This is a genomic window from Stenotrophomonas sp. 1278 (assembly GCF_029892765.1).
Taxonomy (GTDB): domain Bacteria; phylum Pseudomonadota; class Gammaproteobacteria; order Xanthomonadales; family Xanthomonadaceae; genus Stenotrophomonas; species Stenotrophomonas indicatrix.
The window spans coordinates 25,582-49,368 of the sequence record NZ_JARXWD010000020.1; the positions used below are offsets into that span (position 1 = coordinate 25,582).

Here is a 23,787-nt window from a genome sequence, read left to right on the forward strand (position 1 = left end):
TCAGAGCTTGATCCTGCGGAAGACGAATTCGGGAATGTTCTTGATGATCATCATGATTGCCCACCAGAAACCGGGCAGGTAGGCCACCGCCTTGCGCTTGCCGATGGCCCTGAGGATGCCGGCGGCGACCTTGTCTGGGGTGGCCCACAGGGCGCCTTTCTTGAACGCGGCGGTCATGGGCGTATCGACAAAGCCGGGCTTGATATTCAGCACATTGATGCCGGCCGGGCGCAGGCGCTGGCCGAGGCCGCTCAGGTAGGCGGTGACGGCCGCCTTGGCACTCCCGTACAGATAGTTGCTGGCGCGGCCGCGGTCGCCTGCAACTGAGGAGATGACCGCCAGGGTGGCGCCAGGCTGCAGGCGCTGCGCAAGCGCCGCTGACAGTGCGATGGTGGACGTGCCGTTGGTGGCGAACTCGCGCAGCGACAGCTCGACCGAGGCGTCACAGGCGGCCTGGTCGGGCAGGGTGCCGTGCGCGATGAGCACGGTGTCGATACCGCCCAGCGTGTTCCAGGCCGCATCGAGCAGCGTGCCGTGGGCGGTCACATCGTTGACGTCGAGCACGCCATACTCGGCGCGCTGCGCACCGCGCACCCGCAGATCGGCGGCGATGGTGTCCAATCGGCCGGCATTGCGACCGACCAGATAGATTGCAGCCGCGCGGGCGGCATACAGGCGGGCGACGGCCTCGGCGATGGCCGAGGTGGCACCGATGATCAGGATCTTCTGCATGCTTACTCCATCACCCGGCGCCAGAAGCCGGATGAGAATCGGGGGTCGATGTAGCGGGAGAAGGCTTCCCAGGCCGGGAAGGCCTGGCGGAACAGGGCGCCGGACATGCGCGCATCCTTGGCTGGATAAACCGCGCCACCCGCCTCACTGACGATGCGGTCCAGGCGGTCGAGCATCTTCAACAGCTCTGGGCCGTCGTTGGGGAAATCCAACGCCAGGGTGGTGCCCGGTCGTGGGAATGACAGCAGGCCCGGGGAGGGCCGGTCGCCGAACTCCTTCAGTACCGCCAGGAACGAGCCACGCCCGCCGCGAGCGATTTCGCCCAGCAGTGCAGCGGTGGCGTCGCGCGCGGTGGCGGGCGGCAGCACGCACTGGTGCTGCAGGAAGCCGCGTGGGCCATACATGCGGTTCCAGTGGTTGATGCCGTCCAGCGGGTAGAAATAGCTCTGGTAGTGCGAGACCGCGCGCGCGCGACGTGCTGGCTGCCGCCAGTAATACAGCGTATTGAACGGACGCAGCGTCAGTCGGTTGACCAGCGACACCGGCGGTACCACCGGCATGCTGCGGCGCGGGGCCGAGCTGGGTGTAGCGGCCTGTGCATTGCCCGGTGCATGGTCCCCGCGCAGGAAATGCCCGCGGCCCAGGTGCTTGCCACGGGCCAGGCAGTCGATCCAGGCCACGGTGTACTCGAAGCCCTCAGCGGATTCCCGCGACAGGCTGAAGAATTCATCGAGGTTGTCGAAGCGGATCGATTCGGTCTCGATCCAGGGGCCGGGGACGCGCCGCAGCTGCAGCTCGGCCCAAGTGATGAAGCCTGTCAGGCCGAGGCCGCCCACGGTCGCTTCAAACAGTCCGCTGGAGTCGCCAGGTGCCAGCTCAAGTCGCGTGCCGTCACTGCGCAGCAGCTGCAGCCGGCGGACATGATGGCCGAACGTGCCAGCACGATGATGGTTCTTGCCATGCACATCGTTGCCAATCGCTCCGCCTACAGTGGCATAGCGCGTGCCGGGCGTGACCGGCAGGAACCAGCCGTTGGGCAGGGCGATGTCGATGACGTCGGCCAAGGTTACCCCGGCTTCGCAGCGGACGATGCCGGTTGCCGGGTCGAACGTCATGAAGCGATCCAGCGCCCGGCTGGCCAGCAGGGTCCCATCCGGATTCAGGCAGCTGTCGCCGTAACTGCGGCCATTGCCGTGCGGTAGCACGCTGCCGTCGTCAGGCAGCGGCAGGCCATCCTGGCGATCGAGCACGGGGACCACGCGCTGCTGTACGCGCGGGTAACGCCCCCAGGATGCGCCGCTGACCAGGGTCATATCGCGATCAGGACGATCAGCACGCACAGCGCGATGACGATCTGGCTACCACGATCCATCGCCGCGAACACGATCGGGTCGTCATGCATGTCACCACGATGGGAAACGATCCACATGCGGCTGATCCAGTACAGCAGGATCGGGCACAGCAGCCACAGCAGTTTGGGATTGGTATACAGCTCCAAGCTCTCGGGGCTGTTGATGTACAGCGCGAACACCAGGACGCCGATGTAGCCGGCGGCCGCGCCCAGCGACTGCACCAGTGGCAGATCGGCCACCGAGTAGCCGCGGCCGATGGCCATTTCCTTGCCATTGGCCAGCGCCGATGCCAGTTCGGTATAGCGCTTGAGCATGGCGAGGCTGAGGAACACGAACATGGAGAATGCCAGCAGCCAGAACGAGAGCTCCGAGCCGATAGCCACCGCGCCGCCGATGATGCGCACGGTGTACAGCGCGGCCAGCATCACCACGTCGATCATCACGATGCGCTTGAGCTTCAGGGAATAACTCAAGGTCATCACGTAGTAGCACAGCAACACGCCGGCGAAGGCCGGGCTGCAGACCAGTGCCAGCGCGAAACCGGCCAAGGTGATCAGCGGCGCCGCCAGCAGGCCATGCAGCAGCGGCAGCTTGCCAGCCGCAAACGGACGCTTGCGCTTGCGCGGGTGCATCCGGTCCGGCGTCAGGTCCAGCAGGTCATTGAGCAGGTAGACGCCCGATGCGCATAGCCCGAAGGCCAGGAAGGCGACGCCGGCATCGATGACCGAGGTTAGATCGAAGAAGCGGTGGGCAGTCAGCAGCGGTACCAGCACCAGCAGGTTCTTCAGCCACTGATAGACGCGCAGCGCCTTGACCCAGGTGAGCAGGCCGCCGTTCTGCGAGGGCAGGTGGGCCAGTACCTCGGTCTGTCCGGCTGCCGCGCGGGCCAAGCCGACACCATTGTTGACGACCAACGCACCACCGGCATGGGCCCAGACCTTCAGGTCGACACTGCCGTTGCCCATGTAGTCGAAGCCGCGTTCCCCGAAGCGCGCCGCCAGTGCCTGGCCCTTGTTGCTGCCAGACAGGTTGATCTGGCCATCACTGGCCATCACTTCCTCGAACAACCCAAGATGGTCGGCGATGGGCTGTACCAGCAGTCGGTCCGAGGCCGTGCACAGCACGCGCGGGCGCTGCGTGGTGGTGCGCAGGATCTCCAGCACGCGCTCGTCATAGGGCAGCGTTTCGGCCGGCAACTGCACCCGCGACGCCAACTGGCGCTTCACGTAGGCCTTGCCGCGCATGAGCCAGAAGGGAACCAGGAACAGGTAAAGGGGGTTGTGGGCGAGCAGCGCCAACAACGATTCGTACAGGATGTCCGAGCGGAGCAGGGTGCCGTCGAGGTCGACGCAGAGGGCGCGTGGAGTGGACTTCACTTGCTGGAGGCTCCGGCTGGAAAGGGGCGGGGCGCGTTCATGGGGCAGTCCCATCCCGTGTGGGCGAAATCGTAAGTATAACGGGCGTTTGCGACGCACTATGCCGAAAACGCCATTTGGGCCGCCTGCAGAGGGACTGCGTGCCTCCTACGACGGGCACGCCTGCTGGCTTGTCACGGCTTGACCAAGCCGATGGCTGGGGTGGCGGCACCTTGGCGCGGGTCGGCGAGTCCCAGGGGCCACGGCTCCCTGGACGAACCCGCCGATGGGCCGCTCCGGTGCCGGCCAGGGCTCCGTGGACTCGCTTGCCAGGCGCCTCATCGTGGCGAAGGCAGTGCAGTCCCCACGCGGCTGAAGTCGACGGGGCAGCCCGGAACCCGGTATGTGGGGCCGGTGGAATACTCCACCACGACGCAGGCGCGCTTGGCGTCGCCGGCTTCTCCGGCCTCCCAGAAGCTCACACCACCGCCCTCCACGAACTGGATGGAGAGCTTGTCGTGGGTACCCGCGGGCACATCGAAATACGCGTAGGCATTGTCCTGCATGTCTGCCAAGGGCATTCTGGAGAGCACCTTCGTGCTTCCGTCCGGGAGCGTGGCCACGAGCGCTGCGATGCCCTCATTGCGACGTCCGTAGGTTCCCATCAGGGCGCCGACCGAACGAACCGTTCGATCGTTGGCAGCTACCTCGTCCCGAACCTTGATCTGGTCACCCTTAACGACCTGCGCACTCGCACCAAAGGTGTCGGCCGATCCGCCCACCAGGCCCTCCGCAGCCGCGATGTCGCTGCGGACGTAGTAGATGGTGTGGGGCAGTCGAACATAGTCGCGGGCCAGCGCGCTGGAGATGCAGCCGCCATAGCTGGACCATTCGAATCGGTCCCATACCTTCCACTCATGCAGCATCACGACCTTGGGCTTGACCGTATTGATGTCTTCACAAGGGTCGATGCGAATTCCCAGCACCGGATGCTCCAGATACTTCTGTTGCCAGGGGAAGTAGAAGTAATAGCCCGACGCCGGCAGTCGATCCGAAGCGATGTACTCGTAGTTCTGGAACGAGTATGCAAGGACCCTGTCACCGGGCTGGGTCAGGGCTTTGGCCAGTCGCGAGAACTCGGTGGTCTCTGGGATCCGATACTTCGCGATATGCGCGCGCTCGTCTTGTCCGCCAGTCACCAGCCGGGCCAGAAGAACGGTACTCAGTATCAGCAGCATCCCGCGCATTGCCACGCTGCGGTCATCCAGTCGGGCCACCAGAAGCAGGGGCAAGGCAAGTGCTGCGTATTGATAGCTCAGCCCGTGGAACGCCAGCCCTCGCAGAAGGAGGGAGCCGATGGCCAGGCCCACCAGTACATGGCGCCAGGGAAAACCCTTCTTGAGTCCGGCGGCAAATGCCAGCGAACCGACCACCAGCACAAGTTGAAGGAGACTGCCCAGGTCGGATGTGGCTGCGAAAAAGGCATTCTGGAGGAGCGGCGCAGCCTGGCCTTCGTTAAAGAGCGGCAGGACGGTAGCGTTGAGATATATGTGGAAGGCCAGGTAACCGCGCAGCGATCCGGTCGAGGCAAGGAAGATCAGATTCAGGACCACAGCGGCTGAAGCACCGAACACCACTCTGCGCCAGTTGTCGCGGTGCAGCGATGCAATCAGGAGCGCTGCGGAAGTAGGAACATAGGTGATCGCCAGAAAAGGTAGACACGCAATCAGCGCGCTGCCGATGATCGTTCTCGTGCTTCCTTGCGCCCCAACATCGTCCAGAAGCGGAAGCAACCAGCCCGAAAGGGCGATGGTAAGCATCAGCCCGGACATCACCTGGTAGATATAGGTATGACCGAAGCCGGCGGGAAGCACTGCGACGTAGATGGTCGCGACCACAAGCACATAAGTGACACGGACTACCACGTGTCTGCCAGTGATCAATGGCGAGAAGAACAGGCTCGCCAGAGCGATCAACTGCAGGAAGTCAATGAAAATGCGATGTGCCGCTACTGTGTGGCCGCCAAGCAGCTCCACAAGCATGCCGGGAAGGAATGTCAGCGGGCCATGGTGATTGAAGAAATCCCGATACAGGTTGCTACCGGCGACCATCATCTTTGCCGCGACAATGGTCTCGGATTCGTCGCCGTACTGCATGAAATTCAGCAGGCGGTACTGGTATGCAATCAACGCAAGGAGCGAGGCTGCACCCAGTCCCCAGGCGACCCATGCGGTCCAGTCCAGGCGTCGCGTGCCGTTCGGGTTGAGGCTCATGAGCGCGGCGCCTTGGTGGGGTTGTAGCAGCCGGAAATCGTCGCAAACAACACGCGAAGAACCTGGAGGTTGCCACGGAAGCTGCTGATCTTGGTAGGAACTTCGCCCTTTGGATAGCTTCGTGTGGTTGGCAGCTCCTTGCAGCGAAAGCCCAGGCGAGGTGCGCGATATGAGAGATAGGCCAGCAGTTCGTATCCGTTGAATACATCGCGGAAGGCGCCCACGCTTGGATCCTCCAGCAGCGCGCGGCTGTAGGCGCGGAAGCCTTGGGTGGTATCGGTCCAGCGGAAACCAGAAAACAGGCTCAGTAGCGGTGCGTGGATGAGTCGGATCGCGGCATAGCGCGACAAGGGGGTGTTCTCGGCCATGCCGCCCGATATGAAGCGGGAAGCCTGCACGAAGTCCGTGCCCTCTTCGAGTGCTTCGATGAACCTGTGGATGGGGGAGGGCTCGTCCTTGTTGTTGCCATCAATGGTAACGATGCCTTGGTAATCGGCGCTGAGGCAGAACGCATAGGCGCAGCGCAACTGTGCGCTGAGCCGGCCGGGACCGGTCTTGATGAGCAGTCCAGTCACATCGCAGCTCTTGAGAAAGGTCTCATCCAACGAGCCGTCACTGCTGCCACCGTCAACGATGAAGATGTCGGCGATGGAGGAAATACCGATCTCGTGCATCCGGGACAGCAGTGCGCGGATGCGCTCTCCTTCGTTGATCACGGGAATGACAACGGCATAATCGTGGCTCTTGCCTCGCAGCAGCGTCTCCGTAAAGGCCGGAATCTGCCAATCCACGCTGTATCCGGCCGGCCGAGGGGGCGTAGTGAGGGGGGTCATTGCGGAAGTCACTGTCGACGTTTCAGGGGGCGTGAACGGTAATCAGAACGACACCGGAGAGTATCAGTGCGATGCCTGCCACGGTGGTCCAAGGCATAGGCTCCCGGAATGCGATCATCGAAACGCAAGCGACCAGGGCAATGGCGCCTGCCGTGGAGATCGGATGGGCAACATTGAGCGGAAGGCGTGCCAATGACATGGAGTACAGCATGAAGGCGCCGCCGTAGAGGGCCAGGCCGGTCCAGAAGGGCCAGTTGCGCAGTGCCCCCATTGGATCGGCAAGCGAGGGGAACTGCCGTGGCGCACTGACGGCAACCTTGATGAGGGCACTTGCACCCGCATTGCAGAGAATGCCGATGAACAGGATCAGCCACTTGTTCATGACAAGGCTCCGCGGTCCTGTGACCGATAGTGGCCAAGCGCGAATTCCAGAGACGCCCTGATTTCACGTTCACCGCCATCCGGGCGCAGCATCTCGATTGTCAGTGGAACATCGCCCAGATGCCGGCGTAACAGCGTGGCCATCGATGCATGATCGCTATCCCGCGTACCCAGAGGGGCCAGCCCCGGCTCGCTCAGGTGGACATGACCGATGATGTCGGCGTGCCGCCGCAGTAGTTCTGCAGGGTCTTCCTTGTTGATGAATATCGAGCCGGTGTCGAACTGCATCCTGACGTACGGGTGGCCTGTCAGGCGTACGACGTCGGCCGTGGATTCCGTGTGGGTCATGAAGTTGGCGCCATAGCATTCAGGATTGGGCTCAAGGCAGAGCGTGATGCCCTCCAGACGGGCAGATTCACCCAGGCGATGGAAGAACTCAGCACCTGCTTCATTTGCTCGCCTCAGGGGCAGGGATCCTCTGTCGCGATTGCGTGGCGAGCCAAAAACAGCGCGTGTTGCGCCCAGGCCGGATCCAATCCGGAACACGTGGCGAAGATGCTCAAGCATGTGCAGCTGGACATCGGCTGAAGCAAAGATATTCAAGCCTTCCGTGCCGAACAGCAGCGACTGCATCCCGATGATGTCGACGCCGATTGCTTCCCACGAGCGTCGGATCCTGGCAATTGCCGTGTCGCTGGCTTCTGCAGGTGCGGGAAAGTATTTGCTTGGTGCAACATCGATGTAGCGAATGCCGAGTTCGACAAGAAGTTGTCCGATCGCATCGTCCTCATCCGCGTTCCACCCAATATTGGAGATCGAGATGCTCATCAGGCGAGCCCCGAATCTGTTGGCTCAGTCTGATGATAAGCGCGGATGGCAGTCAGTACCGCGCGCCGGTCGTACTGATACCCAGGGCTTCCCCCTGGGCCAGCTGCGTGGCGACTGAGCATGTTGTAGCTTGCAGGAGCGTCGGAGATCGCGTTGTCGAACGGCAGATCGAAGCCTTGCAGGGCCACTTCGCTGACACTGAGCGGGGCGCCAGTCAGATGCAGGAGATCGATGTCTTCTCGCCGAGCCGCCTGGATATCTGCATTGAGGTTGACCATTGGATAGAACTGGAACCGCCCACGGCTGTCGATGGCATGCACGTTGTTGTTGTTGTGCAGATCGAAAATGACGTTCTTGCGCAGGCCCGGGCCCACCAATCCGGGGAGACGGACGATCATCCTGGATCGAAACCGCGATTCCACGAACTCTTCAAGGCGCCGTCGGTGCAGCCCATACGGATGCAGTCCGTTGGTCGCAACCGGCGTAGATTCGTCGACGTCGGTCGGGTTGGCGAACACATCCACTGTGCTGATCAGGACAAAGTGATCACAGACAATGGAATCGAGCGCTTTGATGAGTGCCTGGACGTTCTTCCAGTCGGCTTCCGGTTCGCGATTGGCGATCCATTTCTGCGCAGGTGCAGCCGAACAGACCACTGTGTCATAGGCCTGGGCGGCAACATCCGCGATGTTGCTTCTGTTGAACAGATGCTCGAACCGCGTCTGTCGCTTCAGGGTGGAGCCCACGAAGCCGGTGTGGCCAATGAGCGCGTGAGGCATGGAGTGCTCCTGGTGCCCGGATGACCGGACGGCTGTGCGATTCGGATGCGGTTGGCGGGAAGGGGCGAGCGGGTTGTGCTGTCCCTTGCTAGGGCGACGTATGGAAGGAAATCATATCCAGATGGCCGATTACGTCGTAGATGTTGTCAATCTTTCCGCCAAGTATCGTCGAGTACCCTGGCAGCTGGGGATATGACTCGAACAGGATCGGGCGACCATCGTCGCCTTCGTTCTTCACCAGGACCGTTTTGATTTCGAACAATGACTGCTGATACACGGCCTTCGAAATGCTCGGGAGATAGCGGGCGGCATCCCGGAGCATGTAATTGAATCGGCTTGAGCGTGCTTGGGATTCAAGCTCGGCGTAGGGATTGCGCGCCGGCGTGTCGATCCATGCCGTATGGGGCGTGTAGCGAACATGGGATAGTGTGCTGGACCGGCGCGCGGGGAAGGGCATGACGGAGAAGAACGGCCCGTCCATCACCGTGATGCCCAGCCCCTCCAGGGCGGGGGGGAGCTTGATCAACACCATCTCGGTGATTTCATGCTTGAGTGAGGCGTGGCTGTGTCCATGTGGGCCACTGATCAGGTTGAGCCCTGCATAGGTGCAGTTGAAGACATGCCCAGCCACCATGGACGTTGTGGTTCTCCCGTCAACGCTGCGCATGCACACACGTACCGCGTCAATCTCCCTCTGCACGGCAGTCGCTTCGTGTCCCATGCTCAGGTGCACGCCCGCCCTCGCCAGTCTGGTTTCGAGCAACTGGCGGAGGCGCTCGGAGTCGAAGCTGTACTCCTGCGCGATGAAGGCTCGTTCGATCAGGTGCGGGTTGAACAACTTCGCCAGTGACGCGGGTGCCAGTTCCAGAGGTGCGTCAATCGTGCGACAGAAACGCACGAACTGGGCTGCGGTGACCTTTGAGTTGCGCCGAGCGATGGCATAAACCTTCAGGAAGTCGGAATGTACCGCCGAATCCCACTCCCGCATGAAACGGGGAAGGTTGACCCTGCTGCGATAGGCCGTGGTGAAGCTGCGTGGATAGTGGTAGCCGTTATGGACGCGCGCCTGGTTCGAAAACGAGGCGCGCTGCATCAATCGGGATTCACGTTCGATCAGAATGACCCTGGCCATCCCCCTCTCGCTGGCGAGATAGCTGGCGACCACGGCGCCATAGAAGCCTCCACCAATGACGATCGCATCGGCGTCCAGGGGCATGGTCTCAGGCACGCTTGGGCGGTCCAACCAGGCTGGCAGCGCGTTCCACGTTCACGCGCTCAAGCCGTTCAAGGCGTGCGCTGGTGAACTCCTGGGCGACATGGAAAGACGGACCCTCGTTACTGAGGGTGGCCATGTGCAGGATGTACTCGCCCAGCACCAGCAGTACAAGGGAGATCAATAGGAACATCCCGGATTGCTGCAACGAAAGGCTGACCCAGCCCGGTTCGACGTCCGTCTTGAAGATTGCGATGGCCAGGACATAGAAGGAATAGAACAGGTTGGCCAGTGCGCCGAAGGTCGACAGCATGGTCACCAGTCGCATGGGGAGCCGGGTGCTCGACACCAGCAGGCGCATGCCTCGGTCGATGCTCTGTCCGAGCTTCTTTTCCGGGGCTGTTTTCGGCTCGTAACGGTAGGTCACGTTGGTCCGGGTAAAGCCTGCAGTAACCGGTAGCAGACGATAGATGGCGGCTGGCCGCGGATGTTGCAGGATGTAGTTGACGACCTTCTTGCTCATCACCCTGTACGGTGGGGCCTCCGCGCCAGGGTCAACGCCATTGAGCCAACGGAACGCCCGGTTGAATACGGCATTGGCCAGCCGGTACGCGAGGCCCAGACGTGGGCGTGCCTGGTTGTTGGCGAACACCACGTCCGTCCCCGTGACTGCGGCCTCCAGCAACTTCGGGAGGACCGAAATATCGTCGGTCAGGGGGTCGAGAACGGCGATGAAATCGCCGAGCGCGCTTTCGATGCCTGCCCAGGCTGCCGTTTCCCAGGCAACGGTCTGGGTCAGTGCGTAGACCTGCAGATTGGGTAGGCCACCCTCGCGGGTGAGCTCTCGCAGCCGAGCCACACTCTCGTCGGTGGACCCATTGTCCACCACGACGAGTTCATAGTCGGTGGCCAGTGCGCCGAGGCTGGCTACGGTTTCCGTGAGCAATGACGCCATGTCTGCGCCGTGATTCCGCATCACGTACACGACGGAGATGAAGGCTGAAACGGATGCGGTCACGCCATCTCCTTGTGGGCGCAAATGTGGCTAATTGCGTTGTAATTTGGCGATTATAGCCCTATCAGTGCACGCATCAGGGGGCATGCCGCTCAAGTGACAGCGGGCTTGCGCGCTTCCAGTACAACAGCCGCAACCATTCCCACCGCTACCGCCAGCCACAGGCTGGCCAGGCGTATCCCGATGGCCGCCGCCAGGGCCGTATCCAGGTCCGCACCGGATGCTGCCAGCATGAGCACGATCGCCGCTTCGGTGGTGCCCACGCCGCCGGGAACGAAGGAGAGGGCGCCAATCAGCATCGCCAGCGGGTAGATGGCCAATGCGTACTGCCAAGGCAGAACGATCCCCAGCGCGTGGCATAACCAGGCGAAGGCCGCCGAGGTGAGCAGCCAGGCCGCCAGGCCACAGGCGATGCTGGCTGCCGTCAGCCCCGGGCGCAACAACGGACGCAGCGAAGTTGTGCCATCAACCAGAAATCGCGCCAACCGGCGCAGCGGCCGGCCGGGGAGCCAAGCGACCAGCGCGATGGCTGCACGCTGCAGCGTGGCAATGCAGGCAACCATGCACAGGGCCAGCACCAGGCACAGCACGACGGTGGCGAGCACGCCAAAGAGGGGAATCAGGTGCGCCGCTCCCAGGCTCAGTGCGGTGATCACCAGTAGATCCAGCGCGCGTTCGTAGATGAAGGTGGTCAGCGTGACCTGCGCGGGGACGCCCAGGCGAGAGAAATAGCGGATACGCAGCAGCTCGCCGGCCTTGCCGGGAGAGGCAGTGAATGCGAACCCGGCGAGATAGGCGAGCATGCCGGCGCGCCAGCCCGTAGGCTGGCCTTGCGCTCGCAACAGCATGTGCCACCGCAGGTGGCGGAACCCATAACTGGCCAGGACCAGGGCAACGCAGCCACACAGGGGGAGTGCCAGCGCCTGCAGGCGGGTCAGGATCTGCTTGTCCCGGTCGATATACCACAGCCCCAGCAGGTAGACGCCGGCTACCAGGGTCAGCCAGGCCAGAGCCCGTCCGCGGCGGATCGGCCTGGCGGCGGTGGTGGAAAGCGTTTCGGACACGGGTGCGGCACCTTCTGCAGCGCCGGCAGGAAGGTCACGGCCGGACGGGGCGCGATCCTACCATCGCTGCTGCCAGCACCGTGCACGCTGGCAGCGGCGCCGATCTACTCGGTGTCTCCAATAACCAGATCCATGGCCTTGTAGCGGGCGATCAGCTCGGTACCCGCTTCGAAAGCGGCAACGTCGGCCTCGGGAACATTCGGGCGGGCGTAGACCAGGCCGTTGCGCGTGAGGTAGTACTCGTCCTTGCCCATGCTGGAGATCCGATCCAGCGCGCATTCCTCGAAGAACGTGCAGCCAAGAAACAGGGTATTGGCATTGCGGATGCCGAGCAGGCTCAACAGGGTGGGGGCGAAATCCAGTGAATTCTTGTAGTCGGCGTTGATCTGGCGGTGTTCGACACCCTTCCAGTAGATCAACAGCGGAATCGGATCGATGAAGTAGCCGCCGACGTCCGGGTCGGCCTGCTGTGCCGGTGGGTCGGGAAAGGTCGAGTGATCGGCAGTGATTACCAGCACCGTGTTCTCGTGCAGGCGGCTGGCCATGAACCGCTGCAGGAAGACACCGATGTTGTGGTCGTAGGTATGGAATCGATTCAGTACCTGGTTTCGGCCATCACCGTACATCTGCTCGCCATCCAGGAAGGCGTGCGTCTGGAAGTTGTAGGCTGCGGCGAAGAACGGCCTGTCACGGGGCTGTGCCTCCAGCTCATCCAGCATCGCGGTGAACAATTGCGGATCGGACAGGTATTTCGGGCGTTCTTCGTCGGGTGTGGTCCGCAGGTGCTTGTCGAACAGGTAGTCCCTGCCCAGCGTTGCGTCGAAGCCGAGCGTCTCGATCATGTTGTTGAGGAATGCCTGCTGCGACAGGAAGAACAGGCTGTGGTACCGATGCGAGTGCAGTACGTCGGGCAGGCTGGCGCGCGATATCGCGGTGATGTCGCGGGAGACATCACGCTGGCCAATTCCGCTGCCATCCTCATAGAAGCCATCGATTTCCTGGTGGCCGGACGTCAACTGACCGCGCAGGCCGCGGAAGGTGGCTGCCGTATGGTTGTAGTAGTTGCGCACCATCAATGACCCGCCGGCAAATCGATCCAGGTTCGGCATCAGGTCGGCGTAGGCCCCGCCATAGCTGCCCATCCAGCGTGCCGACATGCCTTCAGTGAACAGGACGATGACATTGGGATGCTGTGGCAGACCGGCCGTCATCTCCTCGGGAAAGCCCTGATCGTAGACAGTGCGCCGGGAAAACTGCGCCCGCACAGCAGTGAGTTCGCTGCTGCTGAGTCGTGTCTGCGAGCTCATTCCCGCGTACATCATCATGGAATGAGCCAGTGAGGAGACCGGCGCTTCGCCGCGCGCAACGGCAATACCGCGTGCCAGCGGCTGCTTGTGGATCATACCGGCGTAGGCGACAGCCAGGATGCCGACGCAGGCGAACGCTCTACGGAGGGAGTAGCGTGATCTCGTACCGCGGTATCCATAAGCGTGCGTCGCGAATGCGACGAGGTAGATGCCCAGCAAAGCGTAAATACCATTGAAGGCGATCAGGCCCGCAACCTCTCGATTGGCAAGCGCGATGGGCGGAATCAGGCCGCCAGAAATCCAGATCGAGTACATCTGGGCGATGTAGGCCGAGCCCAGCGCAACTGGAATCAATAGCGCAGCAGTCCTCGCGGCGCGTTTTCGAATATCCAGCGCAAGCTGCGTGATCATTTCAATCAGTGCCAGCTCCAATGCGAACGTGGCCGCGATGTAGAGCAGATCCGGCAGAGCGAGAAAGGGGCGCATCCGAGCCAGGAGGACGCAGGAAAGCACAGCAGCAACGCAGGTTCCCCATGCGGGGAAACGCGGTTGGAAGGAAGAAAACGTAACGCTCATCAGCTGTAAGGAAGAATCGCCGTGAATCCTTCCGCAGGCCTCTCTTGGAAAGGAAACGGAGACCAGGATTCCCGGCAGCGGTGATGCCCTCGGTGCTGATCAGGTATCCATGGCGGGCCGGATCATAAGGCTTTCTTCACATTATTTACACATCGATGTCCATGCGACCACGTTGCGAACACGCGCATCACTGAAGTATCCCGATACACTCTGATTCGAAGCTGCGCATGGTGCTTGCCGAGTCTGGCGAATGCAGTCGGAAAATGTGATCTGCTCGACTATTCGGGAATAAAAAAGGCCGGAATCGACTGATTCCGGCCCTCGTCAATGAAACACTGTATTTCGGTTTACAACGCCTTTTCCAGCTCCGGCAGAATCGCAAACAGATCCCCGACCAGGCCGATATCGGCAATCTCGAAGATCGGCGAATCCGCGTCCTTGTTGATCGCCACGATCGTGCCGGCATCCTTGATGCCGGTCAGGTGCTGGATGGCGCCGCTGATGCCGACGGCCACATACAGCTCCGGCGAGATGATCTTGCCGGTCTGGCCGACCTGCAGGTCGCTGGGCACGTAGCCGGCATCCACCGCAGCGCGAGAGGCACCCACGGCGGCGCCGAGCTTGTCGGCCAGCTGGAAGATGACCTTGAAGTTCTCTTCCGAACCAACACCACGGCCACCGGAGACCACGCGCTTGGCGCTCTGCAGGTCCGGGCGGTCGCTGGCACCGGCGGCCAGGCCGACGAAGCGGGTGTGGGTCGGCAGGGAGGCGTCGACGCTTGCGGCCTCAACCGAGGCGCTGCCGCCTTGGGCGGCTTCCGGCCACGACGCGGCACGCACGGTGGCGACCACGATCTGGTCGGTTGGTGCTTCCACGGTGATGATCGCGTTGCCGGCGTAGATCGGGCGCTTGAAGGTGTGGCTGCCTTCGACGGCCATCAGGTCGGAGACCTGGTTGACGCCGAGCAGGGCGGCCACGCACGGCATCAGGTCCTTGCCGAAGGTGGTCGACGGGCCGAACACGTGGGTGTAGCCCTTGGCCAGCTGCGCGATCTGCGGGGCCAGTACCTGGGCCAGCGCCTGCGCGTTGGCGGCATTGGCCACGGTCAGGACCTTGGCGACGCCGGCGATCTTGGCCGCTTCAGCCGCAACGGCGGTCGGGTCGGCGGCCAGCACCAGCACGTCGATGCTGGCGCCGGAAATGGCGGCGGCCGCGCTGACGGTCTTGGCGGTAGCGGCGTTGAGCTTGCCGTCGTGGTGCTCGGCGATGACGAGAATCCTGCTCATTACAGCAACCCCTTCTGCTTGAGTGCGGCAACCAGTTCGGCCGCGTCCTTGACCATCACGCCCTTGCTGCGCTTGGACGGTGCGGCGTACTGGGTGGTCTTGAAGGTGTCGGCGGCGTCCACGCTGAGGTCGGCCAGCTGCAGGGTTTCCAGCGGCTTGGCCTTGGCCTTCATGATGTCGGGCAGCTTGATGAAGCGCGGCTCGTTCAGGCGCAGGTCGGTGGTGACCACGGCCGGCAGGTCGACTTCCAGCGTTTCCAGGCCGGCGTCGACCTCGCGGGTCACCGTGGCCTTGCCATCGGCAATCTCAAGCTTGCTGGCGAACGTCGCCTGCGGACGGCCCCAGAGCGTGGCCAGCATCTGGCCGGTCTGGTTGGCGTCGTCGTCAATGGCCTGCTTGCCCAGGATCACCAGGTCCGGCTGTTCCTTCTCGACCAGCTTGAGCAGGGTGCGGGCGGCGGTCAGCGGCTGGATTGCCTGGTCGGTGACCACGTGGATGGCGCGATTGGCGCCCATGGCCAGACCGTTGCGCAGGTGCGCCTGGGCGTCGGCCGGGGCGATGGTGGCCACCACGACTTCGCTGGCGATGCCCTTGTCGCGCAGGCGCAGGGCCTCTTCCAGGGCGATTTCATCGAAGGGATTGGGAGACAGCTTGACGCCATCGGTGACCACGCCGGAGCCGTCCGGCTTGACCTGAATGCGGACGTTGTAGTCCACCACGCGCTTGTACGCGACGAGGATTTTCATCTGGTACGAGATCCTTGTAGTGCCGGTCGCTGGCCGGCTCGCATTTGCTGGAGAACGTCCGGTCCTGCAACAGCAACCGGTTCGGGGGTGGGACCCCGATTCTAGCTGGCTTGGGGCAACCATGCGAATGCGTATGGTCTACTTGTTTCCTGGTGCGATGCAGCAATCCAGTGGGCGCCAGTTCACCTGTGTGATCGCCCGCTACAGGAACTGCGTTGTATCCTTTCAAGTTGCATTGTCGGGGCCACGAGGGCCCCGTCCCGCGAATCATCATCAGGAGAACAGGTAGTGCCCACATGGCTTGTCACCGGCGGCGCCGGATTCATTGGCGGTAACTTCGTTCTCGAGGCCGTCGCACGCGGCGTCAAGGTCATCAACCTCGATGTGCTGACCTATGCCGGCAACCTGAAGACCCTGTCCAGCCTGGACGGCAATCCCAACCACGTGTTCGTCCAGGGTGACATCGGCGACAGTGCGCTGGTTGCCCGCCTGCTGGCCGAGCACCAGCCCGATGCCGTGCTGAACTTCGCCGCCGAAAGTCACGTCGACCGTTCGATCGATGGCCCTGGCGCGTTCATCCAGACCAATGTCGTCGGCACCCTCGGCCTGCTTGAGGCAGTGCGGGACTACTGGAAGGCGTTGCCGCCCGAGCAGGGCGCGACGTTCCGCTTCCTGCATGTCTCCACCGACGAGGTGTACGGCACCTTGGGCGAGACCGGCAAGTTCAGCGAAACCACCCCGTATGCCCCGAACTCGCCGTACTCGGCGTCCAAGGCCGCCTCGGACCACCTGGTGCGTGCGTTCCACCATACCTACGGGCTGCCGGTGCTGACCACCAACTGCTCCAACAACTACGGTCCGTACCACTTCCCGGAGAAGCTGATCCCGCTGGTGATCGCCAAGGCGCTGGCCGGTGAGCCGCTGCCGGTGTACGGCGATGGCAAGCAGGTGCGTGATTGGCTGTTCGTGTCCGACCACTGCGAAGCGATCCGTACCGTGCTGGCCAAGGGCCAGGTGGGCGAGACCTACAACGTCGGCGGCAACTCCGAAAAGCAGAACATCGAAGTGGTGCAGGCGATCTGCGCGCTGCTGGACCAGCGCCGCCCGCGTGCGGACGGCCAGCCGCGCAGCAGCCAGATCACCTACGTTGCCGACCGCCCGGGCCATGACCGCCGCTATGCGATCGATGCCTCCAAGCTGAAGAACGACCTGGGCTGGGAACCGGCCTACACCTTTGAGCAGGGCATCGGTTTCACCGTCGACTGGTACCTGGACAACCAGGAATGGGTGAACGGCGTGCTCGACGGCAGTTATCGCCTGCAGCGCATCGGCACCGCGGCCTGAACCAAGGACACGACATGACCCAACGCAAGGGCATCATTCTCGCCGGCGGCTCCGGCACCCGGCTGTACCCGATCACCAAGGGCGTCAGCAAGCAGCTGCTGCCGGTGTATGACAAGCCGATGATCTATTACCCGCTCAGCGTGCTGATGCTGGCGGGCATCCGTGAAGTGCTGATCATCAATACCCCGCACGAACAGGCCTTGTTCCAGCAGTTGCTGGGCGATGGCTCGCAGTGGGGCATGGACATCCAGTACGCCGTGCAGCCGAGCCCTGATGGCCTGGCCCAGGCGTACCTGATCGGCCGCGATTTCGTGGCCGGCAAGCCGAGCTGCCTGGTGTTGGGTGACAACATCTTCCACGGCCATGGCCTTCGCGAGGTGCTGCGCAATGCCGATCAGCGCGACCACGGCGCGACGGTGTTCGGCTACTGGGTCAATGATCCGGAGCGCTACGGCGTTGCCGAGTTCGACAAGTCTGGAAAGGTGGTCGATCTGGTGGAGAAGCCGGAGAACCCGCGTTCCAACTATGCCGTGACCGGCCTGTATTTCTACGACGGCAATGCCAGCCACCATGCGGCCGAGCTGAAGCCGTCGCCGCGCGGCGAGCTGGAGATCACTGATCTGAACCAGCGCTACCTGCGTGAAGGCAACCTGCATCTGGAGGCGCTCGGCCGCGGCTACGCGTGGCTGGATACGGGTACCCACCAGTCGCTGCTGGAAGCGTCCAACTTCATCGAGACGATCCAGACCCGCCAGGGCCTGCAGGTCTGCTGCCCCGAGGAAATCGCCTTCGGCCAAGGCTGGATCAGCGCCGAGCAGTTGGAAGCGCTGGCTGCACCGCTGATCAAGAATGGTTACGGCCAGTACCTGCACAAGCTCGCCCTGCGTGGAGTCGTTCCGTGAAAGTGATTGAAACCAAGTTGCCCGGCTGCGTGGTGATCGAGCCGGCCGTGTTCGGCGATGCCCGTGGTTATTTCTTCGAAACCTGGAATGCCGAGCGCTTCGCCGCGCTGGGCCTGCCGGATCGCTTCGTGCAGAGCAATGTTTCCACCTCGGCGCAGGGCGTGCTGCGCGGCCTGCATTACCAGTGGCCGCGCCCGCAGGGCAAGCTGGTCAGCGTGCTGGAAGGCGAGGTCTACGACGTGGCTGTGGACATCCGCCGCGGTTCGCCGACCTTCGGTCAGTGGGAAGCGGTGGTGCTGAGCGCGGAAAACAAGAAGCAGTTCTGGATTCCGGAAGGTTTCGCGCATGGTTTCGCGGTGCTGTCCGAACGCGCGGTGTTCAGTTACCTGTGCACCGAGGTCTACCTGAAGGACTTCGATGCCGGTGTGCGCTGGAGCGATGCGGATATCGGCGTGGATTGGCCGGTCAGTGCACCGACGCTGTCGGCCAAGGACGAGAACGCTCCCTTCCTGAAGGACATTGCTGAAGACCGCCTGCCGGTCTACGTGCCATGACCGTTCTGGTATTCGGCGGCAACGGCCAGGTCGGCCAGGAGCTGCTGCGCGCGCTGGCACCGCTGGGCAAGGTGGTTGCGACCACCCGCAGCGGCGTCCTGCCCGATGGCAGCGCCTGCGAAACCGCCGATTTCGGCCAGCCTGACAGCCTGCCGGCGCTGCTTGACCGGCTGCAACCGTCGATCGTGGTCAATGCGGCCGCCTACACCGCCGTCGACCGTGCCGAACAGGAGGTCGACGCCGCCTTTGCGGCCAACACGCAGGCGCCGGGCGTGATCGCGCGCTGGTGTGCGGCGCATGGCGTGCCGTTCGTGCATTACTCCACCGACTATGTGTTCGATGGCCAGGGCACGGCCCCATACCGTGAGGATGAACCCACCGCGCCGCTGGGGGTCTATGGCACCAGCAAGCGTGATGGCGAAGACGCCGTGCGCGCTGCCGGCGGCCGTCATCTGATCTTCCGCACGGCGTGGGTGTATGCCTCGCACGGCGCAAACTTCCTGCGCACGATGCTGCGGGTGGGTGCTGAGCGCGATCAGCTGCGTGTGGTGGCCGACCAGATCGGCACGCCGACGCCGGCGGCATTGATCGCGGATGTCACCGTGCAGGCGCTGCAGCATCCGGGCGCGCTGTCGGGAACGTGGCATCTGACGGCGTCGGGCCAGACCAGCTGGCATGGTTTTGCCGAAGCGATTTTCGCTGAAGCACTGGCGATGGGCGTGCTGGCCAAGGTGCCGGCCGTCGAGGCGATTCCCAGCTCCGAATATCCGACGCCGGCCAAGCGCCCGGCCCGGTCGGTGCTGGACAACCGTCGGTTGCAGCAGGATTTCGGCATCACGCTGCCGGCGTGGCAGGACGGCCTGTCGCGCGTGATCGGCGAGGTTGCTGCGGCCCGCGGCTGAGACAGTGCAGGCAACGGGGCGCGTCAGCGAACAGGTTTCGCGGCGCGCCTTTTTCTTTGACAGTTCCTGCAAATGGCTCCACCATCGCGCGGCGCATTCATCGACGAGAAGGAATTCATGAGCAGAGTGTCCGCTGCGCCCGCCGCAAGGAATGGACTGTCCCCGCTGGCTGTGGCCGCAGGTGTCGCAGCGATCGCGCTGCTGGTGCGCCTGCTTTACGTACAGTTCTTCAGCACCCCGATGCCCTTCTGGGACCAGTGGGATGGGGAAGGCGCCACTGCGCTGCAGCCCTGGTTGAACGGGACGCTGCAGTGGAGCACGTTGCTGACCCCGCACAACGAGCATCGCATCCTGCCGACCCGCCTGGTGGCGCTGCTGTCCTATCTGTTTACCGGACAATGGAACAACGTCTACGAAGCTCGCATCAGCGCTGTCGTGTTCTGCTTCATTCCTGCGATGCTGGTCTGGTACGCGCTGCGCGATGCTGCAACTGCCCGGGGGCGCACATTGCTGGTCGCCTTCGTGCTGCTGATGTCGATACTACCGTTCTCCTGGCAGAACTTCCTGGTCGGGTTCCAGAGCCAGTTCTACTTTCTGATCCTGTCCAGCGTCGTCGCTGTAGGACTGGTTGCGCGCCATCATCAGAGCATTCCCGCGTTGCTGGCGGCCATCGCGCTGAGTGTTTTGGCAGCCACCACTATGGCATCGGGCATGCTGACCAGTATTGCTGTCGGCATCACCTGCGTGGTCGCCTGCATGTGCCTGCCTGGCAGGCGTGCCCCCGCACTGTGCGCGACGGTGGTACTGGCCGTGCTGGCCGTCTTCGCTTACCGCGCGATCCCGGTCATCGACAGCCATGGCATGCTGCGTGCCCAGTCACTGGGAGAGCTGCTGCTGGCGGCGACCTACACGCTGGCATGGCCGGTGCGCTCGAACTGGGGAGTCGTCGTTGTCTGGTTACCCAGCGCGTTGATGATCACCCGGATGCTGCTGCGACGACAGGCGAGCAGGACCGATGTGGTGATGGCAGGCCTGTGCATCTGGACGGCACTGCAGGGTCTGGCAATTGCCTACGGCCGTGGTCACGAGACGCACGTACCCGCGTCGCGCTATACCGAATTGTTCGTTCCTGGCCTGTTTGGTACTGCTTGGTTTGCCTTGCAGTTGTGGGGCCTGTTGCCGCCATCGCGGATGCGGGCCGCCGCACGTACTGCAGTGGTGCTCTTCTCGCTGGTTGTGGTGGTTGCGCCGCTCACCCAGGTGGGCAAGGATTTTCGCAGGATCCGCACGTTCGCTGCCGATTGCCGTCTGCAGCAGGAGAATGCCATTCGCTATCTGGTTACAGGTGATCCCGCCGCGTTGGACGTAGGCGAGTTCGAACTGCCCTATCCGGATGCGGCCAAGCTGAAGGCTCAGCTGGATGATCCCAGGCTTCGCAAGATCCTGCCAGTGAAGCTCGATGCTCCAGAAACCGGCACGCATTGACGAGACAGGCGGGTCGTCGATGTCTGTCGCCCGCCGGCCTGTTCCGTGCTGTCAACTGCGCCCGTACGTATCCTCGAACCGCACGATGTCATCCTCGCCGAGGTAACTGCCGGACTGCACCTCGATCAGTTCCAGCGGCAGCTTGCCGGGGTTGCGCAGGCGATGGGTCACCCCCAGCGGGATGTAGGTGCTCTGGTTTTCGCTCAGCAGGATCACCTCGTCGCCACGGGTGACTTCGGCGGTGCCGCTGACCACGATCCAGTGCTCGGCACGGTGGTGGTGCATCTGCAGGCTCAGCGTACCGCCGGGCTTGACCGTGATCCGCTTGACCTGGAAACGCTCGCCGTTGTCGATTGAATCGTAGGCTCCCCACGGGCGGTAGACCTTGCGGTGCCAGGTCGCTTCGCTGCGGCCGTCAGCCTTCAGCTTCGCCACCACCGTCTTGACCTCCTGCATGCGGTCGGCCTTGCCGACCAGCACCGCGTCGTCGGTCTCGACCACGATCACATCATCCAGCCCGACCATCGCCACCAAGCGTTGGCCGTAGGCATAGGTGTTGCGGCAGTCGATGGCGATCACATCACCCTGGTGCGCATTGCCATCGCCGTCCTGCTGCGATACATCGCGCAGTGCGGTCCAGGAGCCAACATCGTTCCAGCCGGCATCCAACGGCACCACCACTGCATCGGCGGTCTTTTCCATCACGGCGTAATCGATCGAATCGGACGGCACGGCAGTGAATGCGTCCTTGTCCAACCGGGTGAAATCGGCATCGCGGCGTGCGCTCTGCCATGCGTCGCGGCAGGCCGACAACATGGCCGGCTGCAGGCGTTCCAGCTCCTGCAGGTAACGCGAGGCCTTGAACAGGAACATGCCGCTGTTCCAGTAGTACTGGCCGCTGGCCACGTAGCCGGTGGCGGTGTCCAGATCGGGCTTTTCGACGAAACGCTCAACCGCGCGCACGCCTTGGCCGTCGGCGGCTTTGATGTAGCCGTAGCCGGTTTCCGGGCCAGTCGGCACGATACCGAAGGTGACCAGCTTGCCGGCTTCAGCGGCGCCGGCAGCAGCCTGCACCGCAGCGCGGAACGCGGCTTCGTCGGTGATCACGTGGTCGGAGGGCAGTACCAGCAGCAGTGCATCGTTGCCATCGCGGGTCGCCTCAAGCGCGGCAACGGCAATGGCCGGGGCGGTGTTGCGGCCGACCGGCTCAAGAATGATCGCCGCGGGCTCGGCGCCGACGTGCTGCAGTTGTTCGGCCGCAACGAAGCGATGTTCCTCATTGGCAATGACCAGCGGGCCACGGCTGGCAATGGGCGCCACGCGCCGCCAGGTCGCCTGCAGCATCGTCAGCTCACCGGCCAAGGGCAGGAACTGCTTGGGATACGCTTCGCGCGAGAGCGGCCACAGACGGGTGCCGGAACCACCGGAGAGGATCACGGGCTGGACGGTGTTCATCGGAACATCTCCGCTCAGGCCTTCAACAGCGTGGCGATTTCATCGGTGCGTGCCTGCATCAGCGCCGCATCCCCACGCGATTCCACGTTCAAGCGCAGCAGCGGCTCGGTGTTGGAACTGCGCAGGTTGAAGCGCCAGTCGCCGAAGTCGGCACTGATGCCATCGGTATGGTCCAGCGCCGGCAACTGCGCGGTGAAGTGTTCCATCACGCGGGCCACGGACGCCTTCGCATCGCTGACCTTGAAGTTGATTTCGCCGCTGCACGGATAGGCGGCCATGCGGTCTTCAACCCAGTCGGCCAGCGAACGGCCGCTTTCGGAAATGAGCTGGGCGATCAGCAGCCAGGGGATCATGCCCGAGTCGGCATAGGCGAATTCGCGGAAGTAGTGATGGGCACTCATTTCGCCGCCATATACCGCGTCCTCTGCGCGCATCTTCTCCTTGATGAAGGCATGGCCGCTCTTGCACAGCACCGGCACACCACCCGCCTGTTCGACCATCTCCACGGTATTCCAGACCAGGCGTGGGTCATGCACGATCTTGCCACCCGGGTTACGGTCCAGCGCCGCCTTGGCCAGCAGGCCGACGAGGTAATAGCCCTCGATGAAGCGCCCGTTGTGGTCGAAGAAGAAGCAGCGGTCGAAATCGCCATCCCAGGCAATGCCGAAGTCGGCGCCGTGCTCGCGGACCGCCTCGGCCGTGGCGGCGCGGTTCTCCTGCAGCAGCGGATTGGGAATGCCGTTGGGGAAGCTGCCATCGGGTTCGTGGCAGATGCGGATGAACTCGAACGGCAGGTGCGGTGCGAGCAGGTCGACGATGGCGCCGGCGCCCCCATTGCCTGCGTTGACCACCAGCTTGAGGGGCTTGAGCTTGGTGCTGTCCACATAGGACAGCAGATGCTGGATGTAGGCGCTCTTGTCGTGCTCGCTGCGTTGGCCTGCGGTCGGCGGCTGCGGTGTTGCGCTGTCGGCCGCCACGGCATCGGAGATCGCGAACAGGCCGGTATCGGAACTGATCGGCCGGGCGTTCTCCTTGACCAGCTTCATGCCGTTGTAGTCCATCGGGTTGTGGCTGGCGGTAACCATCACACCGCCCGCTGCACCGCGATGGTCGGTCTGGAAATAGACTTCCTCGGTGCCGCACAGGCCGATGTCGATCACTTCCCGGCCCGCGCCGCGCAGGCCGGCTGCCAGGGCATCCTGCAGCGCCGGACTGGTCAGGCGGACGTCGTGCCCCACCACCACTGGCCCGGGTGACAACTGATCGGCCAAGGCCACGCCGATCCGCCGGGCGAGGTCTTCGTTCAGTTCTTCCGGCACACGGCCGCGGATGTCATAAGCCTTGAAGGCGGGCAGGGGCATCGCTGGAATCCTTTGTCAGATCAGTTGGCTAGTGTAATCCCAGC

The 23,787-nt window shown here is 63.2% G+C and carries 21 protein-coding genes; 5 read left to right on the forward strand and 16 right to left on the reverse strand.

The window, feature by feature from the left end:
• From M2299_RS15750 to M2299_RS15815, 14 genes are all read right to left on the reverse strand, one after another.
• Complete coding sequence (locus M2299_RS15750) at window positions 1-732, reverse strand: SDR family oxidoreductase (protein WP_280884642.1); 732 nt, start codon at window positions 730-732, stop codon at window positions 1-3.
• A gap of 2 nt (window positions 733-734) precedes the next feature.
• Window positions 735-2,039 (reverse strand): FAD-binding oxidoreductase, encoded by a 1,305-nt coding sequence (locus M2299_RS15755; RefSeq protein ID WP_280884672.1) that lies wholly within the window; start codon window positions 2,037-2,039, stop codon window positions 735-737.
• A gap of 2 nt (window positions 2,040-2,041) precedes the next feature.
• Entirely contained in the window at window positions 2,042-3,460 is a 1,419-nt protein-coding gene (locus M2299_RS15760) for a UbiA family prenyltransferase (protein ID WP_280884643.1), read from the reverse strand.
• 317 nt (window positions 3,461-3,777) lie between these two features.
• Complete coding sequence (locus tag M2299_RS15765) at window positions 3,778-5,712, reverse strand: hypothetical protein (protein ID WP_280884644.1); 1,935 nt, start codon at window positions 5,710-5,712, stop codon at window positions 3,778-3,780.
• Entirely contained in the window at window positions 5,709-6,503 is a 795-nt protein-coding gene (locus M2299_RS15770; protein ID WP_280884645.1) for a glycosyltransferase family 2 protein, read from the reverse strand. The genes M2299_RS15765 and M2299_RS15770 overlap by 4 nt, the downstream gene beginning before the upstream one ends.
• Before the next feature lie 64 nt (window positions 6,504-6,567).
• The gene (locus M2299_RS15775; protein WP_280884646.1) at window positions 6,568-6,927 is read right to left on the reverse strand and encodes an SMR family transporter; all 360 of its coding nucleotides are present in this window, start codon (window positions 6,925-6,927) and stop codon (window positions 6,568-6,570) included.
• A complete protein-coding gene (locus tag M2299_RS15780) occupies window positions 6,924-7,754 on the reverse strand; it encodes a sugar phosphate isomerase/epimerase (RefSeq protein WP_280884647.1) in 831 nt (276 codons plus the stop codon). Before M2299_RS15780 ends, M2299_RS15775 begins: the two co-directional genes overlap by 4 nt.
• Complete coding sequence (locus M2299_RS15785) at window positions 7,754-8,533, reverse strand: NAD-dependent epimerase/dehydratase family protein (protein WP_280884648.1); 780 nt, start codon at window positions 8,531-8,533, stop codon at window positions 7,754-7,756. The genes M2299_RS15780 and M2299_RS15785 overlap by 1 nt, the downstream gene beginning before the upstream one ends.
• Before the next feature lie 88 nt (window positions 8,534-8,621).
• A complete protein-coding gene (locus tag M2299_RS15790) occupies window positions 8,622-9,761 on the reverse strand; it encodes an FAD-dependent oxidoreductase (RefSeq protein ID WP_280884649.1) in 1,140 nt (379 codons plus the stop codon).
• Window positions 9,754-10,764, reverse strand: a complete 1,011-nt coding sequence (locus M2299_RS15795) for a glycosyltransferase (protein ID WP_280884650.1) — start codon at window positions 10,762-10,764, stop codon at window positions 9,754-9,756. The genes M2299_RS15790 and M2299_RS15795 overlap by 8 nt, the downstream gene beginning before the upstream one ends.
• 89 nt (window positions 10,765-10,853) lie before the next feature.
• On the reverse strand, window positions 10,854-11,825 hold the full coding sequence (locus M2299_RS15800; protein WP_140228337.1) for a lysylphosphatidylglycerol synthase transmembrane domain-containing protein: 972 nt from the start codon (window positions 11,823-11,825) through the stop codon (window positions 10,854-10,856).
• Window positions 11,826-11,929: 104 nt separating this feature from the next.
• Entirely contained in the window at window positions 11,930-13,708 is a 1,779-nt protein-coding gene (locus M2299_RS15805; RefSeq protein WP_280884651.1) for a sulfatase-like hydrolase/transferase, read from the reverse strand.
• A 347-nt stretch (window positions 13,709-14,055) separates the two neighbouring features.
• On the reverse strand, window positions 14,056-14,994 hold the full coding sequence (locus M2299_RS15810) for an electron transfer flavoprotein subunit alpha/FixB family protein (protein WP_280884652.1): 939 nt from the start codon (window positions 14,992-14,994) through the stop codon (window positions 14,056-14,058).
• Window positions 14,994-15,740: an electron transfer flavoprotein subunit beta/FixA family protein gene (locus tag M2299_RS15815; RefSeq protein ID WP_280884653.1), complete on the reverse strand. Its 747-nt coding sequence runs from the start codon at window positions 15,738-15,740 to the stop codon at window positions 14,994-14,996. Before M2299_RS15815 ends, M2299_RS15810 begins: the two co-directional genes overlap by 1 nt.
• A 288-nt stretch (window positions 15,741-16,028) precedes the next feature.
• Between M2299_RS15815 and rfbB the strand changes: the two genes are divergently transcribed.
• The 5 genes from rfbB (at window position 16,029) to M2299_RS15840 (ending at window position 20,927) form a co-directional block, all read left to right on the forward strand.
• Window positions 16,029-17,084 carry a dTDP-glucose 4,6-dehydratase gene (rfbB, locus tag M2299_RS15820; RefSeq protein ID WP_280884654.1) on the forward strand — a complete coding sequence of 352 codons (1,056 nt, stop codon included), beginning with the start codon at window positions 16,029-16,031 and terminating at the stop codon, window positions 17,082-17,084.
• Window positions 17,085-17,098: 14 nt separating this feature from the next.
• Window positions 17,099-17,986 carry a glucose-1-phosphate thymidylyltransferase RfbA gene (gene rfbA / locus M2299_RS15825; protein ID WP_025878478.1) on the forward strand — a complete coding sequence of 296 codons (888 nt, stop codon included), beginning with the start codon at window positions 17,099-17,101 and terminating at the stop codon, window positions 17,984-17,986.
• The gene (gene rfbC / locus M2299_RS15830) at window positions 17,983-18,540 is read left to right on the forward strand and encodes a dTDP-4-dehydrorhamnose 3,5-epimerase (protein ID WP_280884655.1); all 558 of its coding nucleotides are present in this window, start codon (window positions 17,983-17,985) and stop codon (window positions 18,538-18,540) included. Before rfbA ends, rfbC begins: the two co-directional genes overlap by 4 nt.
• A complete protein-coding gene (gene rfbD, locus M2299_RS15835) occupies window positions 18,537-19,442 on the forward strand; it encodes a dTDP-4-dehydrorhamnose reductase (protein ID WP_280884656.1) in 906 nt (301 codons plus the stop codon). The genes rfbC and rfbD overlap by 4 nt, the downstream gene beginning before the upstream one ends.
• Window positions 19,443-19,559: 117 nt before the next feature.
• A complete protein-coding gene (locus M2299_RS15840; RefSeq protein WP_280884657.1) occupies window positions 19,560-20,927 on the forward strand; it encodes a hypothetical protein in 1,368 nt (455 codons plus the stop codon).
• A 51-nt stretch (window positions 20,928-20,978) separates the two neighbouring features.
• Here the strand turns inward: M2299_RS15840 and M2299_RS15845 are convergent, their stop codons facing one another.
• Window positions 20,979-22,382, reverse strand: a complete 1,404-nt coding sequence (locus tag M2299_RS15845) for a mannose-1-phosphate guanylyltransferase/mannose-6-phosphate isomerase (RefSeq protein ID WP_280884658.1) — start codon at window positions 22,380-22,382, stop codon at window positions 20,979-20,981.
• A gap of 14 nt (window positions 22,383-22,396) precedes the next feature.
• Window positions 22,397-23,743, reverse strand: coding sequence for a phosphomannomutase (locus M2299_RS15850; protein WP_280884659.1), 1,347 nt, complete (start codon window positions 23,741-23,743; stop codon window positions 22,397-22,399).
• Window positions 23,744-23,787: the final 44 nt, after the last annotated feature.